Annotated in this window: 16 protein-coding genes and 1 tRNA gene; 8 read left to right on the forward strand and 9 right to left on the reverse strand. The window is 61.1% G+C overall.

Annotated elements, in window-relative coordinates; all coding sequences use genetic code 11:
• Positions 1 to 55 precede the first annotated feature (55 nt).
• The 5 genes from ftsH to serA all read left to right on the forward strand — a co-directional run bounded on the left by ftsH (position 56) and on the right by serA (position 7,788).
• Positions 56 to 1,987, forward strand: a complete 1,932-nt coding sequence (gene ftsH, locus CO666_RS26530) for an ATP-dependent zinc metalloprotease FtsH (RefSeq protein ID WP_097615017.1) — start codon at positions 56 to 58, stop codon at positions 1,985 to 1,987.
• A 245-nt stretch (positions 1,988 to 2,232) separates the two neighbouring features.
• Positions 2,233 to 3,585, forward strand: coding sequence for a phosphoglucosamine mutase (glmM, locus tag CO666_RS26535; protein WP_085738266.1), 1,353 nt, complete (start codon positions 2,233 to 2,235; stop codon positions 3,583 to 3,585).
• A 321-nt stretch (positions 3,586 to 3,906) separates the two neighbouring features.
• Entirely contained in the window at positions 3,907 to 4,743 is an 837-nt protein-coding gene (locus CO666_RS26540) for an outer membrane protein (protein WP_097615018.1), read from the forward strand.
• Positions 4,744 to 4,930: 187 nt separating this feature from the next.
• A complete protein-coding gene (locus tag CO666_RS26550) occupies positions 4,931 to 6,109 on the forward strand; it encodes a phosphoserine transaminase (RefSeq protein ID WP_097615020.1) in 1,179 nt (392 codons plus the stop codon).
• Positions 6,110 to 6,192: 83 nt separating this feature from the next.
• Positions 6,193 to 7,788 carry a phosphoglycerate dehydrogenase gene (gene serA, locus CO666_RS26555; protein ID WP_097615021.1) on the forward strand — a complete coding sequence of 532 codons (1,596 nt, stop codon included), beginning with the start codon at positions 6,193 to 6,195 and terminating at the stop codon, positions 7,786 to 7,788.
• Positions 7,789 to 7,865: 77 nt separating this feature from the next.
• On the opposite strand, the gene CO666_RS26560 is transcribed toward serA, so the two are convergent.
• Both CO666_RS26560 and CO666_RS26565 read right to left on the reverse strand, forming a co-directional pair.
• The gene (locus CO666_RS26560) at positions 7,866 to 8,132 is read right to left on the reverse strand and encodes a hypothetical protein (RefSeq protein ID WP_097615022.1); all 267 of its coding nucleotides are present in this window, start codon (positions 8,130 to 8,132) and stop codon (positions 7,866 to 7,868) included.
• Positions 8,133 to 8,309: 177 nt separating this feature from the next.
• Complete coding sequence (locus tag CO666_RS26565; protein WP_097615023.1) at positions 8,310 to 9,266, reverse strand: DMT family transporter; 957 nt, start codon at positions 9,264 to 9,266, stop codon at positions 8,310 to 8,312.
• A gap of 264 nt (positions 9,267 to 9,530) precedes the next feature.
• Here CO666_RS26565 and mnmA point away from each other — a divergent pair, with 264 nt between their 5' ends.
• Both mnmA and CO666_RS26580 read left to right on the forward strand, forming a co-directional pair.
• Positions 9,531 to 10,730, forward strand: coding sequence for a tRNA 2-thiouridine(34) synthase MnmA (mnmA, locus tag CO666_RS26575; protein ID WP_097615025.1), 1,200 nt, complete (start codon positions 9,531 to 9,533; stop codon positions 10,728 to 10,730).
• 136 nt (positions 10,731 to 10,866) lie between these two features.
• A tRNA-Met gene (locus tag CO666_RS26580) sits at positions 10,867 to 10,943 on the forward strand.
• 555 nt (positions 10,944 to 11,498) lie between these two features.
• Here the strand turns inward: CO666_RS26580 and CO666_RS26585 are convergent.
• The 7 genes from CO666_RS26585 to pobA form a co-directional block, all read right to left on the reverse strand.
• Positions 11,499 to 12,347, reverse strand: coding sequence for a VCBS domain-containing protein (locus CO666_RS26585; RefSeq protein WP_280951827.1), 849 nt, complete (start codon positions 12,345 to 12,347; stop codon positions 11,499 to 11,501).
• 319 nt (positions 12,348 to 12,666) lie between these two features.
• Positions 12,667 to 13,383: an ABC transporter ATP-binding protein gene (locus CO666_RS26590; RefSeq protein WP_097615027.1), complete on the reverse strand. Its 717-nt coding sequence runs from the start codon at positions 13,381 to 13,383 to the stop codon at positions 12,667 to 12,669.
• The gene (locus CO666_RS26595) at positions 13,364 to 14,128 is read right to left on the reverse strand and encodes an ABC transporter ATP-binding protein (protein ID WP_097615028.1); all 765 of its coding nucleotides are present in this window, start codon (positions 14,126 to 14,128) and stop codon (positions 13,364 to 13,366) included. Before CO666_RS26595 ends, CO666_RS26590 begins: the two co-directional genes overlap by 20 nt.
• Positions 14,125 to 15,129: a branched-chain amino acid ABC transporter permease gene (locus CO666_RS26600; RefSeq protein ID WP_097615029.1), complete on the reverse strand. Its 1,005-nt coding sequence runs from the start codon at positions 15,127 to 15,129 to the stop codon at positions 14,125 to 14,127. Before CO666_RS26600 ends, CO666_RS26595 begins: the two co-directional genes overlap by 4 nt.
• Position 15,130: 1 nt before the next feature.
• Positions 15,131 to 15,994 carry a branched-chain amino acid ABC transporter permease gene (locus tag CO666_RS26605; RefSeq protein ID WP_097615030.1) on the reverse strand — a complete coding sequence of 288 codons (864 nt, stop codon included), beginning with the start codon at positions 15,992 to 15,994 and terminating at the stop codon, positions 15,131 to 15,133.
• A 63-nt stretch (positions 15,995 to 16,057) separates the two neighbouring features.
• Positions 16,058 to 17,230 (reverse strand): ABC transporter substrate-binding protein, encoded by a 1,173-nt coding sequence (locus CO666_RS26610; RefSeq protein ID WP_097615031.1) that lies wholly within the window; start codon positions 17,228 to 17,230, stop codon positions 16,058 to 16,060.
• A gap of 200 nt (positions 17,231 to 17,430) precedes the next feature.
• Positions 17,431 to 18,603 (reverse strand): 4-hydroxybenzoate 3-monooxygenase, encoded by a 1,173-nt coding sequence (gene pobA / locus CO666_RS26615; RefSeq protein ID WP_097615032.1) that lies wholly within the window; start codon positions 18,601 to 18,603, stop codon positions 17,431 to 17,433.
• Positions 18,604 to 18,721: 118 nt separating this feature from the next.
• Here pobA and CO666_RS26620 point away from each other — a divergent pair, with 118 nt between their 5' ends.
• On the forward strand, positions 18,722 to 19,612 hold the full coding sequence (locus tag CO666_RS26620; protein ID WP_097615033.1) for a helix-turn-helix domain-containing protein: 891 nt from the start codon (positions 18,722 to 18,724) through the stop codon (positions 19,610 to 19,612).
• Positions 19,613 to 19,754: the final 142 nt, after the last annotated feature.

A 19,754-nucleotide genomic window follows, 5' to 3' on the forward strand; every position in this document is an offset into this window, starting at 1 on the left:
TAAGACCGAATAAGACGGTCGCCATGAGGCGGCTGTTCCAGTGCTGGGGAGTTCAATGAACCCTAACTTACGTAATTTCGCCTTGTGGGCGATCATAGCGCTTCTGCTGATCGCCCTTTTCAGTATGTTCCAGACGGCGCCGGCGCAGACAGGCTCCCGCGAAATCCCTTATTCGCAGTTTCTGCGTGAGGTCGATGCGGGCCGCGTGAAGGATGTCGTGGTCACCGGCAATCGGCTGAGCGGAACGTATCTGGAAAATAACAATAACTTCCAGACCTATTCGCCCGTCATCGACGACAGCTTGCTCGATCGCCTGCAGGCCAAAAATGTTGCTGTTACCGCGCGTCCGGAGACCGATGGTTCCTCCGGCTTTCTGAGCTACCTCGGAACGCTGCTGCCGATGCTGCTCATCCTCGGCGTCTGGCTGTTCTTCATGCGGCAGATGCAGGGCGGCTCACGCGGCGCGATGGGTTTCGGCAAGTCCAAGGCCAAGCTGCTGACCGAAGCGCATGGCCGGGTCACCTTCGAAGATGTCGCCGGTGTCGACGAGGCCAAGCAGGATCTCGAGGAAATCGTAGAATTCCTGCGGGATCCGCAGAAGTTCCAGCGCCTCGGCGGCAAGATCCCGCGCGGCGTGCTGCTCGTCGGTCCTCCGGGCACCGGCAAGACGCTGCTCGCCCGCTCGGTTGCCGGCGAAGCCAACGTGCCCTTCTTCACCATTTCCGGTTCGGATTTCGTCGAAATGTTCGTCGGCGTCGGCGCAAGCCGCGTGCGTGATATGTTCGAGCAGGCGAAGAAGAATGCGCCCTGCATCATCTTCATCGATGAAATCGATGCCGTCGGCCGCCATCGCGGCGCCGGTCTCGGTGGCGGCAATGACGAACGCGAGCAGACGCTGAACCAGCTGCTGGTCGAGATGGATGGTTTCGAGGCGAATGAAGGCGTGATCCTGATCGCCGCCACCAACCGCCCTGACGTCCTCGACCCGGCGCTGCTGCGTCCCGGCCGTTTCGACCGTCAGGTCGTGGTGCCGAACCCTGATATCGTCGGCCGCGAGCGCATCCTCAAGGTGCATGCCCGCAACGTGCCGCTGGCACCGAATGTCGATCTCAAGGTTCTCGCCCGCGGCACGCCCGGTTTTTCCGGCGCCGACCTGATGAACCTCGTCAACGAAGCCGCCCTCATGGCCGCCCGCCGCAACAAGCGCGTCGTCACCATGCAGGAATTCGAAGACGCGAAGGACAAGATCATGATGGGCGCCGAGCGCCGTTCTTCGGCCATGACCGAGGCGGAAAAGAAGCTCACTGCCTACCATGAGGCCGGACATGCCATTACCGCGCTCAATGTCGCGGTTGCCGATCCGCTGCACAAGGCGACGATCATTCCGCGCGGCCGTGCACTCGGCATGGTCATGCAGCTTCCCGAGGGCGATCGCTACTCGATGAGCTACAAGTGGATGGTTTCGCGCCTCTGCATCATGATGGGTGGCCGTGTTGCCGAAGAACTGACCTTCGGCAAGGAGAACATCACCTCAGGCGCTTCCTCCGATATCGAGCAGGCGACCAAGCTTGCCCGCGCTATGGTCACGCAATGGGGCTTCTCCGATCAGCTCGGCCAGGTCGCCTATGGCGAGAACCAGCAGGAAGTCTTCCTCGGTCACTCGGTTTCGCAGTCGAAGAATGTTTCGGAAGCGACCGCGCAGAAGATCGACAATGAAGTGCGCCGGTTGATCGACGAGGCCTATACGCAGGCCCGCACGATCCTGACGGAAAAGCACGACGAATTCGTCGCTCTTGCCGAAGGTCTGCTCGAATACGAAACGCTGACCGGCGAAGAGATCAAGGCGCTGATCCGTGGCGAGAAGCCGTCGCGCGATCTCGGTGATGATTCGCCGCCGAGCCGCGGTTCGGCTGTTCCGAAGGCCGGCGCACGGCCTGCCACCAAGGGCGATGAGCCCGAAGGCGGCCTCGAACCGCAGCCGCATTGAACGGCGGCGCCGCCACCCTGAACAAGGCCGGATTTCCCATCAGGGAAACCCGGCCTTTCTGTTGGTAACGGGATATATTCATTTTTCTCGGTAATTTACGTGCCGATTTCGATGTTTTATGGCATCCCGATGAAATAAGGCAGGTCCGACTCGCACGCTCTGGGATTGACGACGGACCTTTGAAGCCACATTCGCTTGGAACGATGCGCTGCCTTGAATGGCGCGCGGAAAGCGCAGGAGTGCAGATGAAAAGACGCTATTTCGGTACCGACGGCATTCGCGGCCAATCCAATGTCTTCCCGATGACACCGGATCTCGCGATGCGGGTCGGCATTGCCGCCGGCACGATCTTTCGCCGCGGCAACCATCGCCATCGCGTCGTCATCGGCAAGGACACGCGCCTTTCCGGCTACATGCTCGAGAATGCCATGGTCGCGGGCTTCACGGCCGCCGGTCTCGATGCCTTCATTCTCGGCCCGATCCCGACACCTGCCGTCGCCATGCTGACGCGGTCGCTGCGCTGCGATATCGGCGTGATGATCTCCGCTTCGCACAATCCTTACGAGGACAACGGCATCAAGCTCTTCGGTCCCGACGGCTACAAGCTCTCAGACGAGCTCGAAGCCGAGATCGAGGACCTGCTCGACAAGGACCTGAATGCGCAGCTTGCCAAATCCGATGACATCGGCCGCGCCAAGCGCGTCGACGGTGTGCATGACCGCTATATCGAACATGCCAAGCGCACCCTGCCGCGCGATGTGACGCTGCAGGGCCTGAGGATTGCGATCGACTGCGCTAACGGCGCTGCCTACAAGGTCGCTCCCGCCGTGCTCTGGGAGCTTGGCGCTGACGTCGTTACCATCGGCAACGAGCCGAACGGCACCAACATCAATCTCAATTGCGGTTCCACCAGCCCCGTCGCGCTGCAGAAGAAGGTCGACGAGGTGCGCGCCGATATCGGCATCGCGCTCGACGGCGACGCGGACCGCGTCATCATTATCGACGAGAATGGTTCGATCGTCGACGGCGACCAGCTGATGGCCGTCATTGCCGAAAGCTGGGCCGAGAGCCAGCAGCTGCGGGGCAACGGCATCGTCGCCACTGTCATGTCCAATCTCGGCCTCGAGCGTTTCCTCGACGAGCGCGGCATGGCGCTTGCCCGCACGAAAGTCGGCGACCGCTATGTTGTCGAGCATATGCGCCAGCACAATTACAATGTCGGCGGCGAGCAGTCCGGCCATATCGTGCTCTCGGATTACGGCACGACCGGCGACGGCCTCGTCGCGGCGCTGCAGATCCTTGCCGCGGTGAAGCGCACCGGCCGAACGGTCAGCGAAGTCTGCCGTCGGTTCGAGCCGGTGCCGCAGCTTCTGCGCAATGTCCGCATCAGCGGCGGCAAGCCGCTGGAGGATATCCAGGTGCAGAAGGCGATCGCCGATGCCGAAGCCGAACTCGCCAGGAGCGGCCGCCTCGTCATTCGCCCTTCCGGCACCGAACCGCTGATCCGCGTCATGGCCGAAGGCGACGACCGCGCCCAGATCGAGCGCATCGTCAACGAGCTGATCGGCACGATCTCGAACGTCCGGACCGCCGCCTGATTTCGTAAGCATAGGCTATCGAGAGCCGGTGCGAGCGCCGGCTCAGGCTGCCGACAGTAAAGAGTTGGGTTGTAGAAAATGGAGCCGGTGCGTAAGCGCCGGCTTTTCGATGTCTGCTTTGTCCCCGCAGATCGCAGGGCCGCCACAGGCCAGAGTCTTATTGCCGTAATCCCTGCTTTATCTGCGGCGAGATCCAAGAAATACGGTAAATAATCGTGGTTAAGCAGCTTTTAACGTTTCCCATTCATTATCCATGCCGAAGCGTATCAGATTGGCAGCGACTTGCACCTGCCGACGCAACCGGTTTTTGGAGTGGGATCCATGAAAAGAAGCTTGTCCGGCATCTTCGCCGCATTGTTGATTGCGACAAACGCCTATTCCGCGGACCTCGCTCCTGCCGAGCCTATCCCGGAGCAGCCGCCCGAGGTAACGGTCACCGAAGCGACCGGCTGGTACCTGCGCGGGGATGTCGGTTATGCCTTCACCGATCTGCGCGGCGCGCGCTATTTCCAGGGCAGCAACGCCACGGAAGTCGATTTCGACGATGCTGACCTTGACGACGCATGGACCATCGGCGGCGGTGTCGGTTATCAGATCAACAGCTATCTGCGCACCGATCTCACTCTCGACTATCTCACGCAGGCTGATTTCAAGGGCTCGACATCCGGGCAGTGCGGCTTCCCGCTGGTGGATTGCACCTCGAGCGACCGCTCTTCGCTGACCGCCTACACGCTGCTCGCCAATGCCTATGTCGATCTCGGCACCTACGGCTACGTGACGCCTTATGTCGGCGCAGGTATCGGTGGCTCCTACGTCAAGTGGAAGAACCTGCGCAACGTCGCCTGCGCCGATGACGGCAGCTTCTGCGACGACGAGGTCAACCATGGCGGCAAGGGCAACTGGCGCTTCACCTATGCTCTCATGGCTGGCGCCTCGATCGATGTGACCTGCAACGTCAAGGCCGATGTCGGCTACCGCTATCTGCATATCGATGGCGGCAACATGTTCGGTTATGCCGAAAATGGCGGCCCGGGCCGCGACAAGGGTCTCAGCGTTCACGAAGCCCGCGTCGGTGCTCGCTATCTGTTCGGTGGCTGCGCCCAGGCGAGCTACGAACCGCCGCCGGAAATTCCGCTGCAGCAGCCGGTCTACAAGTAATTTTCATTCCCTTGCATCCGAAAGCCGCCCCGAACCGGGCGGCTTTTTTTGTTCCGTCAAGTTCACCTGCGTCAAAATATCCTCCCTCTGCGACACTTCGATCTTGACTATGACGCCTGCTGTCCATACACACGGCGGCGGGACACCCTTCCCCAACGAAGGGCTTTCTATCTGAGAGGATAGCATCATGGCGAAGACCGCAAAGCCGGACATCCGTCCGCACAATACTCATTTTTCTTCTGGCCCCTGCTCGAAGCGCCCCGGTTGGTCGCTCGACGTTCTTTCCGACGCGGCCCTTGGCCGTTCGCACCGCGCGAAGGTCGGCAAGACCAAGCTGAAGCAGGCCATCGACCTTACCCGTGAAATTCTCGAGGTGCCGGCGGATTACCGCATCGGCATCGTTCCGGCTTCCGATACCGGCGCCGTCGAAATGGCGCTCTGGTCGCTGCTCGGCGAACGCGGCGTCGATATGCTCGCCTGGGAAAGCTTCGGCGCCGGCTGGGTCACCGACGTCGTCAAGCAGTTGAAGCTCAAGGATGTGCGCAAGCTCGAAGCCGGTTACGGTGAGCTTCCCGATCTCTCCACGGTCGATTTCGACCGCGATGTCGTCTTCACCTGGAACGGCACCACATCAGGCGTGCGCGTTGCGAATGCCGATTTCATTCCGGCCGACCGCAAGGGCCTGACGATCTGCGACGCCACTTCGGCGGCCTTCGCGCAGGAGCTTGATTTCGCCAAGCTCGATGTCGTCACCTTCTCCTGGCAGAAGGTTCTGGGCGGCGAGGGCGCACACGGCGTCATCATTCTCTCGCCGCGCGCCGTCGAACGTCTCACCACCTATACGCCGGCCTGGCCGCTGCCGAAGATCTTCCGCCTGACCTCGGGCGGCAAGCTGACGGAAGGCATTTTCCAGGGCGAGACGATCAATACGCCGTCGATGCTCTGCGTCGAGGACTATATCGATGCGCTGCTCTGGGCGAAGGGCCTCGGCGGCCTCAAGGCGCTGATCGCGCGTGCCGATGCCAATGCCAAGGTCATCCACGATTTCGTCGCCGCGAACGACTGGATCGCCAATCTCGCCGTCAAGGCGGAAACGGCCTCCAACACTTCCGTCTGCCTGAAGATCGTCGACAAGGACATTACGGCGCTCGACGACGACGGCCAGGCGGCTTTCGCCAAGGGCCTGGTCGGCCTGCTGGAAAGGGAAGGTGTGGCCTATGACATCGGCCATTACCGTGACGCGCCGTCGGGCCTGCGCATCTGGGCCGGCGCCACGATCGAGGCATCCGACATGCAGAAGCTGATGCCCTGGCTTTCCTGGGCCTTCGAAACGCAGAAGGCACAGCTCGCTCAGGCCGCCGCCTGACGTGATCGCATTCGGCTCCGCCACTGGCGGAGCCCAGCATCCCCATTTTCATTCATCGCTGAACACTTTTGAAGGAGGCCACAATGGCACCTCGCGTTCTCGTATCCGACGAATTGTCGGAAACCGCCGTCCAGATCTTCCGCGACCGCGGCGTCGAAGTCGATTTCGAACCGCAGCTCGGCAAGGACAAGGACCGTCTGCTCGAAGTCATCGGCAAGTATGATGGTCTCGCCATCCGCTCCGCCACCAAGGTCACGGAAAAGATCATCGAAGGGGCGAAGAACCTCAAGGTCGTCGGCCGCGCCGGCATCGGCGTCGACAATGTCGATATCCCGGCCGCTTCGCGCCGCGGCATCATCGTCATGAACACGCCTTTCGGCAATTCGATCACGACGGCGGAACACGCGATCGCGCTGATGTTCGCTGTCGCCCGTCAGCTTCCGGCAGCCGATACCTCGACGCAGGCCGGCAAGTGGGAGAAGTCGAAATTCATGGGTGTCGAGATCACCGGCAAGACGCTCGGTGTTGTCGGCGCCGGCAATATCGGCTCGATCGTCTGCGCCCGCGCCATCGGCCTCAAGATGCACGTCGTCGCCTACGATCCGTTCCTCTCCAAGGAGCGCGCCGAGGAGATGGGCGTCACCAAGGTCGAGCTCGATGAGCTTTTCGCCCGGGCCGATTTCATCACCCTGCATGTGCCGATGACCGACAAGACGCGCGGCATCCTCAACAAGGAAGCGCTGGCAAAGACCAAGCCGGGCGTGCGCATCATCAACTGCGCCCGTGGCGGCCTGGTCGATGAGGCGGCCCTTGCCGAGGCGATCAAATCCGGTCATGTCGCCGGCGCTGCCTTCGACGTCTTCGAGGTTGAACCGGCCAAGGAAAGCCCGCTCTTCGGCCTGCCGAACGTCGTCTGCACGCCGCATCTCGGCGCTTCGACGACCGAGGCGCAGGAAAATGTCGCTCTGCAGGTGGCCGAACAGATGTCGGATTACCTCGTCAAGGGTGCCGTCTCCAACGCCATCAACATGCCGTCGATCACGGCTGAGGAAGCGCCGATCCTGAAGCCCTTCATCCGTCTTGCCGACGTTCTCGGCGCCTTTGTCGGCCAGGTCACCGAGGAGCCGATCAAGGAAATCGAAATCCTCTACGACGGCATTACCGCCAACATGAACACGCGGGCGCTGACGAGTGCGGTGCTCGCCGGCCTCATCCGCCCGCAGGTTGCTGACGTCAACATGGTTTCGGCGCCGATCATGATCAAGGAAAAGGGTATCGTGCTTTCCGAGGTCAAGCGCGACAAGACGGGCGTCTTCGACGGCTATATCAAGCTGACGGTGACGACCGAAAGCATGACGCGCTCGGTTGCTGGCACGGTGTTTTCGGATGGCAAGCCGCGCTTCATCCAGATCAAGGGCATTAACCTCGATGCCGATGTCGGCTCGCATATGATCTACATCACCAACACCGACGTTCCGGGCATGATCGGCTTCATCGGCACGACGCTTGGTACTGCCGGCGTCAACATCGCCAACTTCCAGCTCGGCCGCGACAAGCAGGGCGGCGACGCCATTGCGCTGCTCTATGTAGACGGCGAGGTGGATGACGGCGTGCTTGCACAGCTGACAGCGCACCAGGCGATCCGCCAGGCAAAGCTGCTGACCTTCAACATCGACTGAGTTTCCCTCCCAAGGAAATATTGAAAACCCGGCGCGGGAAACTGCGCCGGGTTTTCTGCGTCAGGAACGAATGAATTTCAGTGAGGCAAGCGTTTCCGGCGGACGAGCTTGCTGAAGCGCGCTCTATCGTCCTCAGCCTTCGTGCGGTGAAGGAAGGCGAGCCTGCTGCCGTCGAGGCCCTGGAAGAATTCGTCCCAGGAAATATTCTCCTGCGTTTCCGGAGAGAAATCGACCCGGACAGTTTCGCTGTCGCTCGCGTTCTTGATACGGGCGGGATGGCCGCCTCGCTCTTCGATCCAATGCTTGATTCTGCGGTATTCCGTCGTCGTGCCGAACCTGCCCATGTAACCCTCCTCAGCAATTCGATTGCGGCATTTCTGTCCCTGCAACGCATGATCGACGGGATCGTTCCATGGCGCATCAACTATTTTAGTAAGATCGGATTAATCCGGGGGCGGCATCGGGAAGCCGATCGACGAACGAACCACAGGCGCAAAATCGATGTGAGGGGCCGAATGAGCCTATCGCGCGGGTGCCTGCGCATCGCCTTCGGCCGGCGTCGTGGCAAGCGGCGATTGTGCGTCGCCGGAGGCGACGGCTGCGGGCAGGGGCACGTGGCGCTTGCGCTCGCGGATCAGCGTCAGCAGACCGGAGCAGATGATGAGCACGATGCCGAGAGCCATCGGCAGGTCGACGTGATCGTTGAAGAAGAGGTAGCCGAAGCCGATGGCCCAGATCATCTGGCTGTATTGCGGTGTCGCTACGAGCGTTGCAGGGGCGAGTCGCGCTGCTGTCATCAGCATCACGTTTCCCGCGGCGCCGAGCAATCCGTAGCCTGCAAGAAAGATCCATTGCTGTGGGCTCGGCACGACGATCTCGGAGAGCATGAGAACGCCGCTGACGGCAAGCGTGCCGAGCAGGGAGGCGCCATAGAGCGACAGGCGCTTCTCTGCCGGGCCGAGCGCGCGCAGGATGACGATGGCGACGGCAGCGGAGACCGCGCCGATGGTTGCAGCCAGATGGCCGACGGACAGCTCGCGGAAGCCCGGCCGGAGAACGACCAGCACACCAAGGAAGCCGACGATGACGGCAGCCCAGCGCTGCCAGCGCACGTCCTCCTTCAGGAAGATCACCGAGAGGATGGTGACGACCGACGGCAGCAGGAACAGCAGGCAGAAGGCCTCGGCCATCGGCAGCTTGGTGAAGGCTATGATCGAAGCGATCGATCCGGTCGCGCCGGCGGCAAATCGCGCCATCCAGAGCGGCCGGTTCGTCGTTGCGAATATGTCGAGCCATGAATCGCCCCGTCCCTTGATGAAGGGAAGGGCCGACAGGCTGAGCACAGCGCCGGTGAAGGCGATCTGGAAGGAGGGAACGGCGCCGTGCAGGGCTTTGATGGATGCATCGCTGAAGGCAAAGACGGCATAGCCGACAAATGCGACAAGGACGCCGCGAAGCGTGGTTGAGGCGGTTGTCATTTATTCGAATCTTCTAAAGGTGGGGCGTTTCATCTACGCGACGAAATGCCGGCTGGCAAAGACCGATTGCGAATAGCTGCAATGCATGAGCGGCGTGTGAGGCTGGCGATGCCGGCCGAAACGTCGGCACTTGCGCGCGGGCGCAATAATTTCTATATCCGTCGCCCATGAAAGCTGGCGGCCGATCCCGCCGGAAATGCAGGAAATCCGCCACATTCCGAAGTCAGAACGGCGGATCGAAACAGCGCAGAATTGGCACTATCGTTGAACACACTGGATTTTGACAAGAAGCCGGAAGAGACCCGTGTCGTCGTCGCCATGTCGGGCGGCGTCGATTCATCCGTCGTTGCCGGCCTTCTCAAACAGCAGGGTTACGATGTGCTCGGCATCACGCTGCAGCTTTACGACCATGGAGCGGCCGTCCACCGTGCCGGGTCCTGCTGCGCGGGCCAGGATATCGACGATGCGCGTCGCGTCTGCGAAACGCTCGGCATCCCGCATTACGTGCTCGACTACGAGAAGCGCTTTCGCGAGACGGTGATCAATCCCTTCGCCGAAAGCTATGTGGCCGGCGAAACGCCGATCCCCTGCGTCTCCTGCAATCAGACTGTCAAATTCGCCGATCTGCTGGCGACCGCCAAGGAGCTCGGCGCCGATGCGCTGGCGACGGGCCACTATATCCGCTCCCGTCCGAACCCTTCGCCTGACAGTCCCGGCCGCCGCGCGCTGTTCCGCCCGGCCGATGCCGACCGGGATCAGAGCTATTTCCTCTTCGCCACGACGCAGGAACAGATCGATTATCTTCGTTTTCCTTTGGGCGGCCTGCCGAAGGCCGAGACCCGCAGGCTTGCCGAAGAGATGGGCCTCGTCGTCGCCAAGAAGGCCGACAGCCAGGACATTTGCTTCGTGCCGCAGGGCAAATATTCCGACATCATCACCAAGCTGAAGCCGAATGCGGCGCTTGCCGGCGAGATCGTCCATCTCGACGGCCGCGTGCTCGGCACCCATGAAGGTATTCTGCACTTCACCATCGGCCAGCGCCGCGGTATCGGCATCGCCACCGGCGAGCCGCTTTACGTCGTCTTTCTCGACGCCCGCTCGCGCCGCGTCATCGTCGGCCCGAAGGAAGCACTGGAGACGCACCGCGTCTATCTGCGCGACGTCAACTGGCTGGGCGACGAGACGCTTGCGGATGCCGCCTCCGGCAAGGGCTTCGCCTGCTATGCCAAGGTCCGCTCGACGAGGGCGCCGGCGCCGGCCGTACTGCACGTCGATGCCAACGGCACCTATGTCGACCTGACGGTCGGTGAGGCAGGCATTGCGCCCGGCCAGGCTTGCGCGCTTTACTCGGCCCCCGGCGACGACGCACGGGTCTTCGGCGGCGGTTTCATCGAGCGCTCCGAGCGCGAAGCTTCAGCCGAGGCCTCGCTGAAAGCGCTTTTGTCCAGCCCCGTCGCCGCCTGAAACGGCCCGGAAACGGCCGGCGGCAAAGCCCACCGTTTTTCTCGATCATGCGCTTGACACAAAGCAGAGCCGCACCTTATAAGCCGCTCATCCCACGAACCGGTATCGCTTCACGATGCCGATATCGTTGACCAGTGGCGGAGTAGCTCAGTAGGTCAGAGCAGAGGAATCATAATCCTTGTGTCGGGGGTTCAAATCCCTCCTCCGCTACCACGGTTCCCAATACAGAATTCGCGATTTTTGCGGCTCGATTTTGATCCGGTTCCGGCCGCCGCCATAGCACATTGGTCGTGCGCCAAACGCGGCGGCGAGGCGACAAAACAGTTCAGCTCTGATCTGCAGGATTTCCGCTAAGGCGCGTCGCATAGAACTGGAGTCATGCGGCGCGCTTTAGTCTTCGGGTTTATGCATGTCGCTATCCCGGAACCGCTATACCCTTCCGGGACATGCATTAACGCCGATAAGAAGGTTATCTGTAGAGCGCCAAAAGCAATACAGGCATCCTCATCGCCCAAAGATGGGAAGCGGCAGCGATGATAATAGCCCATACGGCCAGCGAGAACATGACCGCCGCTAACCTGATCCCGACTGACTCCATCATTTCCTCCATCCCAGTATGATCCGTGCCCCCCACGGATGATCCAATGTTAGCAAGGCTGAGGTCGCTCAGCTATCGCAAGAAATTGGTACCCGATAGAAGCTGCTGATCGTGCGCTCGGGAAAGATGCAGAGCTTTCGGCGATTACGACGCTCGTTTCACCCCGCCGGTCAAACGAGGAAATGAAAATTGTCGTATTGCGCGCCGAAATAATCAGGGCCGCTGTCTTCCGTGATGATCGGTTCGCTATCGAGCAGGAGATAGTCGATCGGGCCGTAGGCGCTGAGATCGATCAGTTGGGGATTGTGGATGCTGTCGGCGGTGATGGTCACTGTTGTGGAGAAGACGATATTGCCGTTCAGCTGGCCTTCGATCGTCAGAACGTTGTCATAGTTCGACGTTCCGTTGGCAACTTCGAATTGCTTGATCTGGAATGGGCCACCATCCGCTGAATAGATGGGTGTCCAGAACACGCCGCCTCCCAGATAGTGGTTGCCGTCGGCCTCCTGTCGCACCGTTGCATCGTCTCCGTCCCGCCAGGCGCCCCAGTCGAAGCCTTTGTAGCCGGTGGGAAAGTCGCTATGGCCGACGTCTTCGAAATTGACGAACACATCGCCGCGTTCCGGCAGGTCTATTGCGATGCTGAGCGCGCCGACGTCGGTGGCACCTTTGCCGTCTGATATCTTGAAGGTGAACTTTTCGACGAGCGCATCCCCCGGTCCGAGCGCTGCGACCTCAGGCTTCGAGTGATCGAGCGCATAGGTGTAGCTGCCGTCGGAATAAACGGTGAGTGTGCCGTATTTTCCTTCGATTGCCGTGCTCGTGGCAGGGGATCCATTGGCCGGTTGCGGAATGCGTTGTCCGTTGACGAAGTTGAGGCGTACCGTATCTCCGTCGACATCCGTGGAACTGGTATTTTCGAGAATGTCGCCGGTAATCGCATCGTCGATATTGAAAACAGGCAAGTATACGTCGCCAGCGACTGGCTTGTGATTTACCATTTCTACCTCCCGTGTGATTTTCGTTTCGACTATGCAATCCTATCGGGTAATCTGGCAATGGAAATTGGCGAAGCTTCGGATTAATTCGTTTGCGGCAGCCGACAGATTTCGAGAGGGCGCCGTACCGACATCCAAGTAGAGGGGCGGCGTTTGAGTCGAATCTGTTTGTGATTCGGAGCTTCTATGCTCTGTCCCGTGCTGCTGCCGTTCTGTCGTTCATGGAAAGGCATCATGATAATGGCTGGCCGACGATGATGTCGTCATGACGATATACTGGCTATATTGCTGTCCGTGCCGAGCGCAGCAGAATGTAGGACGACTCGACGGCGTCAAGCCGTCAATGCAGGCCACCGACCCCGAGCAGGCTCTCGACCGTCTCGTGATCCCGGGCGAGGCTCTCCGGCGTTCCCGTCCAGGCCAGTCGCCCTCGTTCGAGGATGACGACCTGATCGGCGAAATCGAGCGCGCTTTGGATACGCTGTTCGACCAGCAGGATGGTCATATCGCCTGCCTGGGCGAGTTCGGTGAAGGCGGCCATCAGTTCCTCGCAAATGACGGGTGCGAGACCCTCCAGCGGTTCGTCGAGCAGCAGGACGGAGGGGCGGCCGAGAATGGTGCGGGCCGTCGAGAGCATCTGCTGCTCGCCGCCGGAGAGCTGGTTGCCGAGGTTGCGGCGGCGCTCCTTCAGGCGTGGGAACATGGCGTAGGCTTCTTCCAGCGCCGTCTTCGGGCGCGTCTTCAAGCCGACGAAAAGGTTCTCTTCGACCGTCAGTGTCGGAAAGATGCAGCGTGTCTGCGGCACATATCCCAGGCCCTTGTGCGCCCGTGCGGCGCTCGGCGCCGTGGTGACGTCCGAGCCGCCGAGGCGGATCTGGCCCTCATATCGCCTGGTCTGCCCGGCAAGGGTCGCCAGCAGCGTGGTCTTGCCCATGCCGTTGCGGCCGAGCACGGCCAGCCGTGCGCCGGCCGGCACGGAGAGGGAAATGCCCTCGAGCACGCGTGTCGGTCCATATCCGGCCGACAGATTTTCGACCTCAAGCGATATGGCTGGCATTGGCATAGCTCCCGAGATAGGCCTCGCGCACGCGCGCATCCTTGGTGACGTCTTCAGGCAGGCCGTCGAAGATGATCGCGCCCGATGCAAGCACGATGACGCGTTTGGCAAAACGGAAGACGAGGTCCATGTCGTGTTCGATCATCAGCACGGCGAGATCGGCGGGCAGATCGGCAAGCGCCTGCTCGATGCGGCCGGTATCGCTTTGCGGCACGCCGGCTGCCGGTTCGTCGAGCAGCAGCACCTTTGGTTTCAGCGCCAGCGCCACGGCGATCTCGAGAAGCCGCTGCTGACCATAGGCGATCTCGCTGACCTTGCGATGCATCAGCGCCGCCAGCCCGAGCTTTTCAAGGAGATCGCCGATCTCCGCCATGACATCGGGCATATGCAGGAAATTGCCGAACATGCGTCCGGTCCTTCCGTCCCGCTGAAGAACGGCGAGCCCGACATGTTCGGCCGGTGTCATATCCTGGAAAAGCCGCGTCACCTGAAAGGATCTGATGAGACCGCGTTTGACCCGGCCGATCGCGCCGACTTTCGTGACCACCTCGCCGCCGAGGCGCACCTCGCCCGAATCGGGGGAGAGATTGCCGGTCACCAGATTAACGAAGGTGGTCTTGCCGGCGCCGTTCGGGCCGATCAGCGCCACACGATCGCCCGGTGACATTGCCAGCGAGACATCATTGGTAACGGCAAGGCCGCCGAAGGCCTTTTTGAGATTGGCGACTTCGAAGACGGGACTCATGAATGCTGCTCCCTGCGGCGGCCGATAAAATTCGCGGCGGTCCCGTAGAGACCTTTCGGTGCGAAAAGTACGACGGCGATCAGCAGTGCACCGACCATCGTCAGCCAGTGGAAGGGATTGGCCGCCGAGACGTAATCCTCGAAAAGCATGAAGACGACGGTGCCGGAAAGCGCGCCGAAGAGAGAACCGGTGCCACCGAGCACCAGCATGACAAGCGCTTCGGCCGATTGCGTGAAAGACAGGCTGTCGAGGCCGACGACCTGCGTCGAGATCGCATTCAATGCGCCACCGATACCGGCCACGGCACCCGATATCCCATACATGCTGATAAGAGCCGCCTTCGGCGAAGCACCCATGGCGCGGACACGCAGCGGGTCTTGTTTGATGGCCCGGCAGAGCATGCCGAAGGGAGAGCGGACCAGCAACCGCAGCAGCATGAAGACAGCAAGCAGCAGCGCCATTCCGAAGAAGAAGGCGGTTTGACCGTAAAGATCGAATTCGAAAATGCCGAAGATGGGGTCCGGCGCGATACCGGAAAGCCCGTCGCTGCCTCCCGTCCATGACGATGCCTTGTTGGCGAATTCATGGAAGAGGTTGATGAGCGCGATCGACAGCACGAGCTGCGGCAATCCGTGCGCCCGCAGGATGACGACGCCGCAGAAGAGCCCGGCAACCGCCCCGCCTGCAATGCCGGCCAGCATCATCAGCAGCGGATCATTGATGCCGTAATGCGCCGACAGGATGCCGGCGGCATAGGCGCCGGCGCCGAACAGTGCGGCATGGCCGAGCGTCGCGACGCCGCAATAACCGGTGACGAGATCGAGCGACAGGACGAGCAGCGCGATCGTCATCATCCGGGTCAGCAGTGCGAGATTGTCGGGGAATGCGACATAGCCGATCGCGGCGATGGCTGTGATCACCGCTATCCCGGCGAGATCGCGGCCGATGGCCCCGCGCCGATGCTGGAGGCGTCCGTTTTCGTTGTTCATCACGAGCGCCATCTCATTTTGCCCTTCCGGCGAGGCCGCGCGGGAAGACGCAGATGATCGCGATCACGGCGAGATAGAAGAAGAATTCTCCGAATTCCGGCATCAGATAACGGCCTGTCGTATCGATCGCGCCGAGCAGCAGGCAGGCGATCAGTGCGCCCGGAATGGAGCCCGCGCCGCCGACGGAGACGACGACGAGAAAGGTGACCATGTAGCGCAGCGCGTAATAGGGTTCGACTGGCAGGAGTTCGGCGCCGACCACGCCGCCGAAAGCGGCGAGCCCGACGGCGACAGCGAAGCTCACGGCGTAGATGATCTCGGTGCGCACGCCGAGCGCTGCCGCCATCGCCGCGTCATCCACGGAGGCGCGCAGCTTGACGCCGAAGCTCGTCCTGTCGATTGCGAACCAGAGCGCCAGAGCAACGGCGAGCCCGCAGAAGATGACGAAAAGCCGGTGAACGGGAATGGTGCGGAAGCCGAGATCGGCCGATCCCTGCAATATGGCAGGAAGCGGTATGGTTTTCAGCGTCGGCCCCATTCCGTAATTCGCCAGGCCGATGACGCAGAAGGTGATGCCGATCGTCATCAGCACCTGGGTCAGCTCGGGCGCGCCATAGATTCGGCGATAGAGAAAGCGCTCCAGCGGTATCGCGATGACGATCGTGATGACAACGGCGGCGATAACCGCTACCGCATAACCGAGGCCGAGGTCGCGGGCGGCATAGGAGGCGATGTAGCCTCCGATCATGGCAAAAGCGCCGTGCGCCAGGTTGACGACACGCATCAGTCCCATGGTCACGGAAAGGCCGATCGAGATCACGAAGAGCACCATGCCATAGGCAAAGGCGTCGACGGCGATGCTGAAGACTGTCTGCATTGAAATCCCTTGCTTCGCTGCGACGGGCTCTGCGTAAGCCCGTCGCTTATCGGGTGCCGGATCTTACTTGGCAGCGGCTAGGCCCGGATCGCCCTGCTTCTCGAAAGTCTGGACCTCCTTATTGATGTAGGTCCCGTCAGCGGCCTTGGCGACTTCGCGCAGATAGATGTTCTGGGTGATGTGCCGGCTTTCCGGATCGATCGAAACCGGGCCGCGCGGACTTACCCAGGCAAGACCCTTCACGGCGTCGACAGCCTTCTCGGCATCCTGCTTGCCACCTGTCGCCTCGATCATCTTGCAGATGACATACATGCCGTCATAGGCGCTGACCGAGGGGAAGGAGAGTTCGGCCCTGTTGCCGATCGCCTTGGCGGCTGCCTCGACGAAAGCCTTGTTCTCGGGAGAATCGTGCGACACCGCGTAGTGGAATGTCGTCTGAATGCCGAGCGCGGCATCGCCGAGCGCCGGCAGGTCGGATTCCTGCGTCAGGTCGCCCGGCGCGAAGAACTTGATGCCGGCGGCCTTCAGGCCGTTCTCGTTGTAGGCCTTGACGAAGCCGAGGGTCGTCGGGCCGGACGGCAGGAAGGCGAAGACGCCCTCAGCGCCGGAATCCTTAATGCGCTGCATGATCGGGCTGAAGTCCTTGGTCGCAAGCGGCATGCGGATCGCCTCGACCACCTGGCCGCCGGCTTTTTCAAACCCTGTCTTGAAGGCATTCTCGGCGTCGATGCCGGGGCCGTAATCGCTGACGACCGAAATCACCTTCTTGACACCGGCGTCGAAGGCGACCTTGGCGATCGGCGTCGAGGTCTGCCAGGTCGTAAACGAGGTGCGCACGACAAGCGGGCTCTTGGTAACGATCGCCGAGGTCGCGGCGTTCATGATGACCATCGGCACGTTGCCTTGCTTCAGGATCGGCGTCACCGCCATGGCATCCGGCGTGAAGTAGAAGCCGGCGAGATACTGGACCTTCTCCTTGACGATCAGTTCCTGCGCCAGCGCCTTGGACTGGGCCGGATCGGCCTGCGGTACGTCGCGATAGACGATCTCGATCGTGTCGTTGCCGACCTTGCTGCCGTTGACCGCCATATAGGCATCGATGCCGGCCTTGAAGTTCTTGCCCTGAAGCGCAAATGGACCGGAGAACGGCCCGATGACGCCGACCTTGATCGTGTCGGCATAGGCGCTCGCGCCCATGGCGATGGCCGCAACGGCGGCCAGAAGCAGCTTTTTCATTCTCTCTCTCCCTTTTGGGCGCACTCCCGGCGCCGTATTTCCTAGTCGCTCAAAATTGAGCGTCAGCTTGTCATGCGAAATAGTGATGTAAAATGAAATAAACGCCGGAATTCATGTTCACACGGTTATGAACTGGAGCAGAAACACTTGGCGGCCAGCTCCGTGTTCGACGCGGCTTGCATCCGTCGCCAATCTCCCCGTCAGAACGGCAATCCCACATAGTTTTCCGCGAGTACCGTCGAGGCGGCGCGGGAATGGGTGAGATAGTCGAGTTCGGCCTCCTGGATCTTTTGTTCGAAATCACCGGTATCAGGAAAACGATGCATCATCGTCGTCATCCACCAGGAGAAGCGAACGGCCTTCCACACCCGGGCGAGTGCGGTCTGCGAATAGGCGTCGATGCCGCTATTCGAGCGTTCCTGATAATGCTCGACGAGCCCGGAGAAAAGGTAATGGACATCGCTGGCTGCAAGGTTCAACCCCTTGGCGCCGGTCGGCGGCACGATATGGGCGGCGTCGCCGACCAGGAAAAGCCGGCCGAAACGCATCGGTTCGGCGACGAAGGAGCGCAGCGGAGCGATCGATTTCTCGAAGGACGGCGCGGTCACCAATGCCTCGGCATGATGCGCCGGCAGGCGCCTTCTCAGTTCGTCCCAGAAGCGGTCGTCGCTCCAGGCCTCGACCTTTTCGTCGAGCGCGCATTGGATGTAATAGCGGCTGCGCGTGGCCGAGCGCATCGAACAGAGCGCAAAACCCCTTGGATGGTTGGCGTAGATCAGTTCATGGCTGACCGGCGCCACGTCGGCAAGCAGACCCAGCCAGCCGAAGGGATAGATCTTCTCGAAATGCCTGATCGCCTGTTCGGGAACGGCCTTACGGCTGACGCCATGAAAGCCGTCGCAACCGGCGGTGAAGTCGCAATCGATGCGCTTGGTGACGCCGTCTTTCGTATAAGTGACGAAAGGAGAATGCCCATTGAAATCATGGGGCGTGACATCGGCGGCATCGTAGATCGACAGAGCGCCGCTTGCTTCGCGCCGCTCCATCAGATCGCGCGTCACCTCGGTCTGGCCGTAGACGGTAACACGCCTGCCGCCGGTCAGCTCATGCAGATCGATGCGATGGTCGCGGCCGTCGAAGGCCAGTGAGAAACCGTCATGCGGCAGGCCTTCGGCATGCAGTCTCGCTCCCGCTTTGGCTTGGTCCAGCAGCCCGACGGTGCCTTCCTCCAGAACGCCGGCGCGCACCCGGTCGAGAATGTATTCCTTGTTGACGCGATCGAGAATGACATTGTCGATGCCCGCGTCGGTCAGAAGCTGACCGAGCAGCAGGCCGGATGGTCCCGAACCGATGATGGCGACCTGGATTCGCAACTGCGTCCTCCCTGACATTTTTGCGTTTTGTCAGATTCTGCCGTGGGCTCCCTGTCGCAGCAATGGACATCCCGGCCTAAAAATTGCACTAATCGAACATTGGTGCGGAAGGAGCCCCATGCGCAGACATGTACCGACCTACGAGCTCTACGGCGAAAATACCGGGAGAAAGCCGGATTTTTGGTTGCATTGCGAAACAATTCGCTCCCGCAGCAGCCTGCATCACTGGGAGATTCGCCTGCATCGCCACGAGAGTTTCTTTCAGATATTGTACATCGAAGGCGGTTCCGGAGATGCGATCTTCGCCGACAAGAGTCATCCCATCCGACCGCCGGCCGTCATCACGGTGCCGCCGGGGCTCAATCACGGCTTTCGGTTTTCACGCGATATCGACGGCCTCGTCATCACCCTGTTGAGATCGCATCTCAGCCAGCCGCTCGGCGACCGCAGCCACCTCGGCGAATGGCTGGCTGCGCCGCATCTGACGCCGCTCGATCCCGATAATGCCGAGGCTGCCTATGTCATGCAGACGTTGCGGCGGCTCAGCGACGAATTCGAAAACCGCCGCAGCGGCCGCAACGAGACGCTGGGCGCGTATGTTGCTTTGGCGCTGCGGCTGACGGCGAGGATTTCAGATGAGGGAAACAGTTACGAATTGCCGTCGAACGAGAACGAGCGGCGCATGGACATGCTGAACGAACTTCTTCAACAGCATTTCCGATCGCACAAACCCGCTTCCTTCTACGCGAGGGAGATTGGGGTTTCGCCGACCCATCTTACCCGTATCGTCCGGTCCATGACCGGCAGCACCCCGCACGAGTTGATCGCCGGCAAACTCATCGAAGAGGCGAAGCGCCAGCTTGTTTTTACCCTCGGCAGCGTTCAGGAGATCGGATTTCGGCTCGGCTTTGCCGATCCCGCCTATTTCTCGCGTTTCTTTCTCAAATATACGGGAGAAACGCCGCGGGTCTGGCGCGTGAAGGAGAAGGTTCGGCTCGAGGGCGCATGAATTGCATGCATGCACCCACTTCGTGATTCTAAAGTTACAGAGGCGCTGTAGGTGCATTCGCAGGCCTGCGGCCGCCAGTAGCGGTCGATGAGAGTGAGTTCGCTGTCTGGCAGGGCAGCGGTCGAGACATGCCGTTCCATTG

Source organism: Rhizobium chutanense (genome assembly GCF_002531935.1).
Lineage (GTDB): Bacteria > Pseudomonadota > Alphaproteobacteria > Rhizobiales > Rhizobiaceae > Rhizobium > Rhizobium chutanense.

Coding starts and splice junctions, on each gene's coding strand:
- ftsH (WP_097615017.1), top strand. CDS start 56: ATGAACCCTAACTTACGTAATTTCGCCTTGTGGGCGATCATAGCGCTT.
- glmM (WP_085738266.1), top strand. CDS start 2,233: ATGAAAAGACGCTATTTCGGTACCGACGGCATTCGCGGCCAATCCAAT.
- CO666_RS26540 (WP_097615018.1), top strand. CDS start 3,907: ATGAAAAGAAGCTTGTCCGGCATCTTCGCCGCATTGTTGATTGCGACA.
- CO666_RS26550 (WP_097615020.1), top strand. CDS start 4,931: ATGGCGAAGACCGCAAAGCCGGACATCCGTCCGCACAATACTCATTTT.
- serA (WP_097615021.1), top strand. CDS start 6,193: ATGGCACCTCGCGTTCTCGTATCCGACGAATTGTCGGAAACCGCCGTC.
- CO666_RS26560 (WP_097615022.1), bottom strand. CDS start 8,132: ATGGGCAGGTTCGGCACGACGACGGAATACCGCAGAATCAAGCATTGG.
- CO666_RS26565 (WP_097615023.1), bottom strand. CDS start 9,266: ATGACAACCGCCTCAACCACGCTTCGCGGCGTCCTTGTCGCATTTGTC.
- CO666_RS26590 (WP_097615027.1), bottom strand. CDS start 13,383: ATGCCAGCCATATCGCTTGAGGTCGAAAATCTGTCGGCCGGATATGGA.
- CO666_RS26595 (WP_097615028.1), bottom strand. CDS start 14,128: ATGAGTCCCGTCTTCGAAGTCGCCAATCTCAAAAAGGCCTTCGGCGGC.
- CO666_RS26600 (WP_097615029.1), bottom strand. CDS start 15,129: ATGGCGCTCGTGATGAACAACGAAAACGGACGCCTCCAGCATCGGCGC.
- CO666_RS26605 (WP_097615030.1), bottom strand. CDS start 15,994: ATGCAGACAGTCTTCAGCATCGCCGTCGACGCCTTTGCCTATGGCATG.
- CO666_RS26610 (WP_097615031.1), bottom strand. CDS start 17,230: ATGAAAAAGCTGCTTCTGGCCGCCGTTGCGGCCATCGCCATGGGCGCG.
- CO666_RS26620 (WP_097615033.1), top strand. CDS start 18,722: ATGCGCAGACATGTACCGACCTACGAGCTCTACGGCGAAAATACCGGG.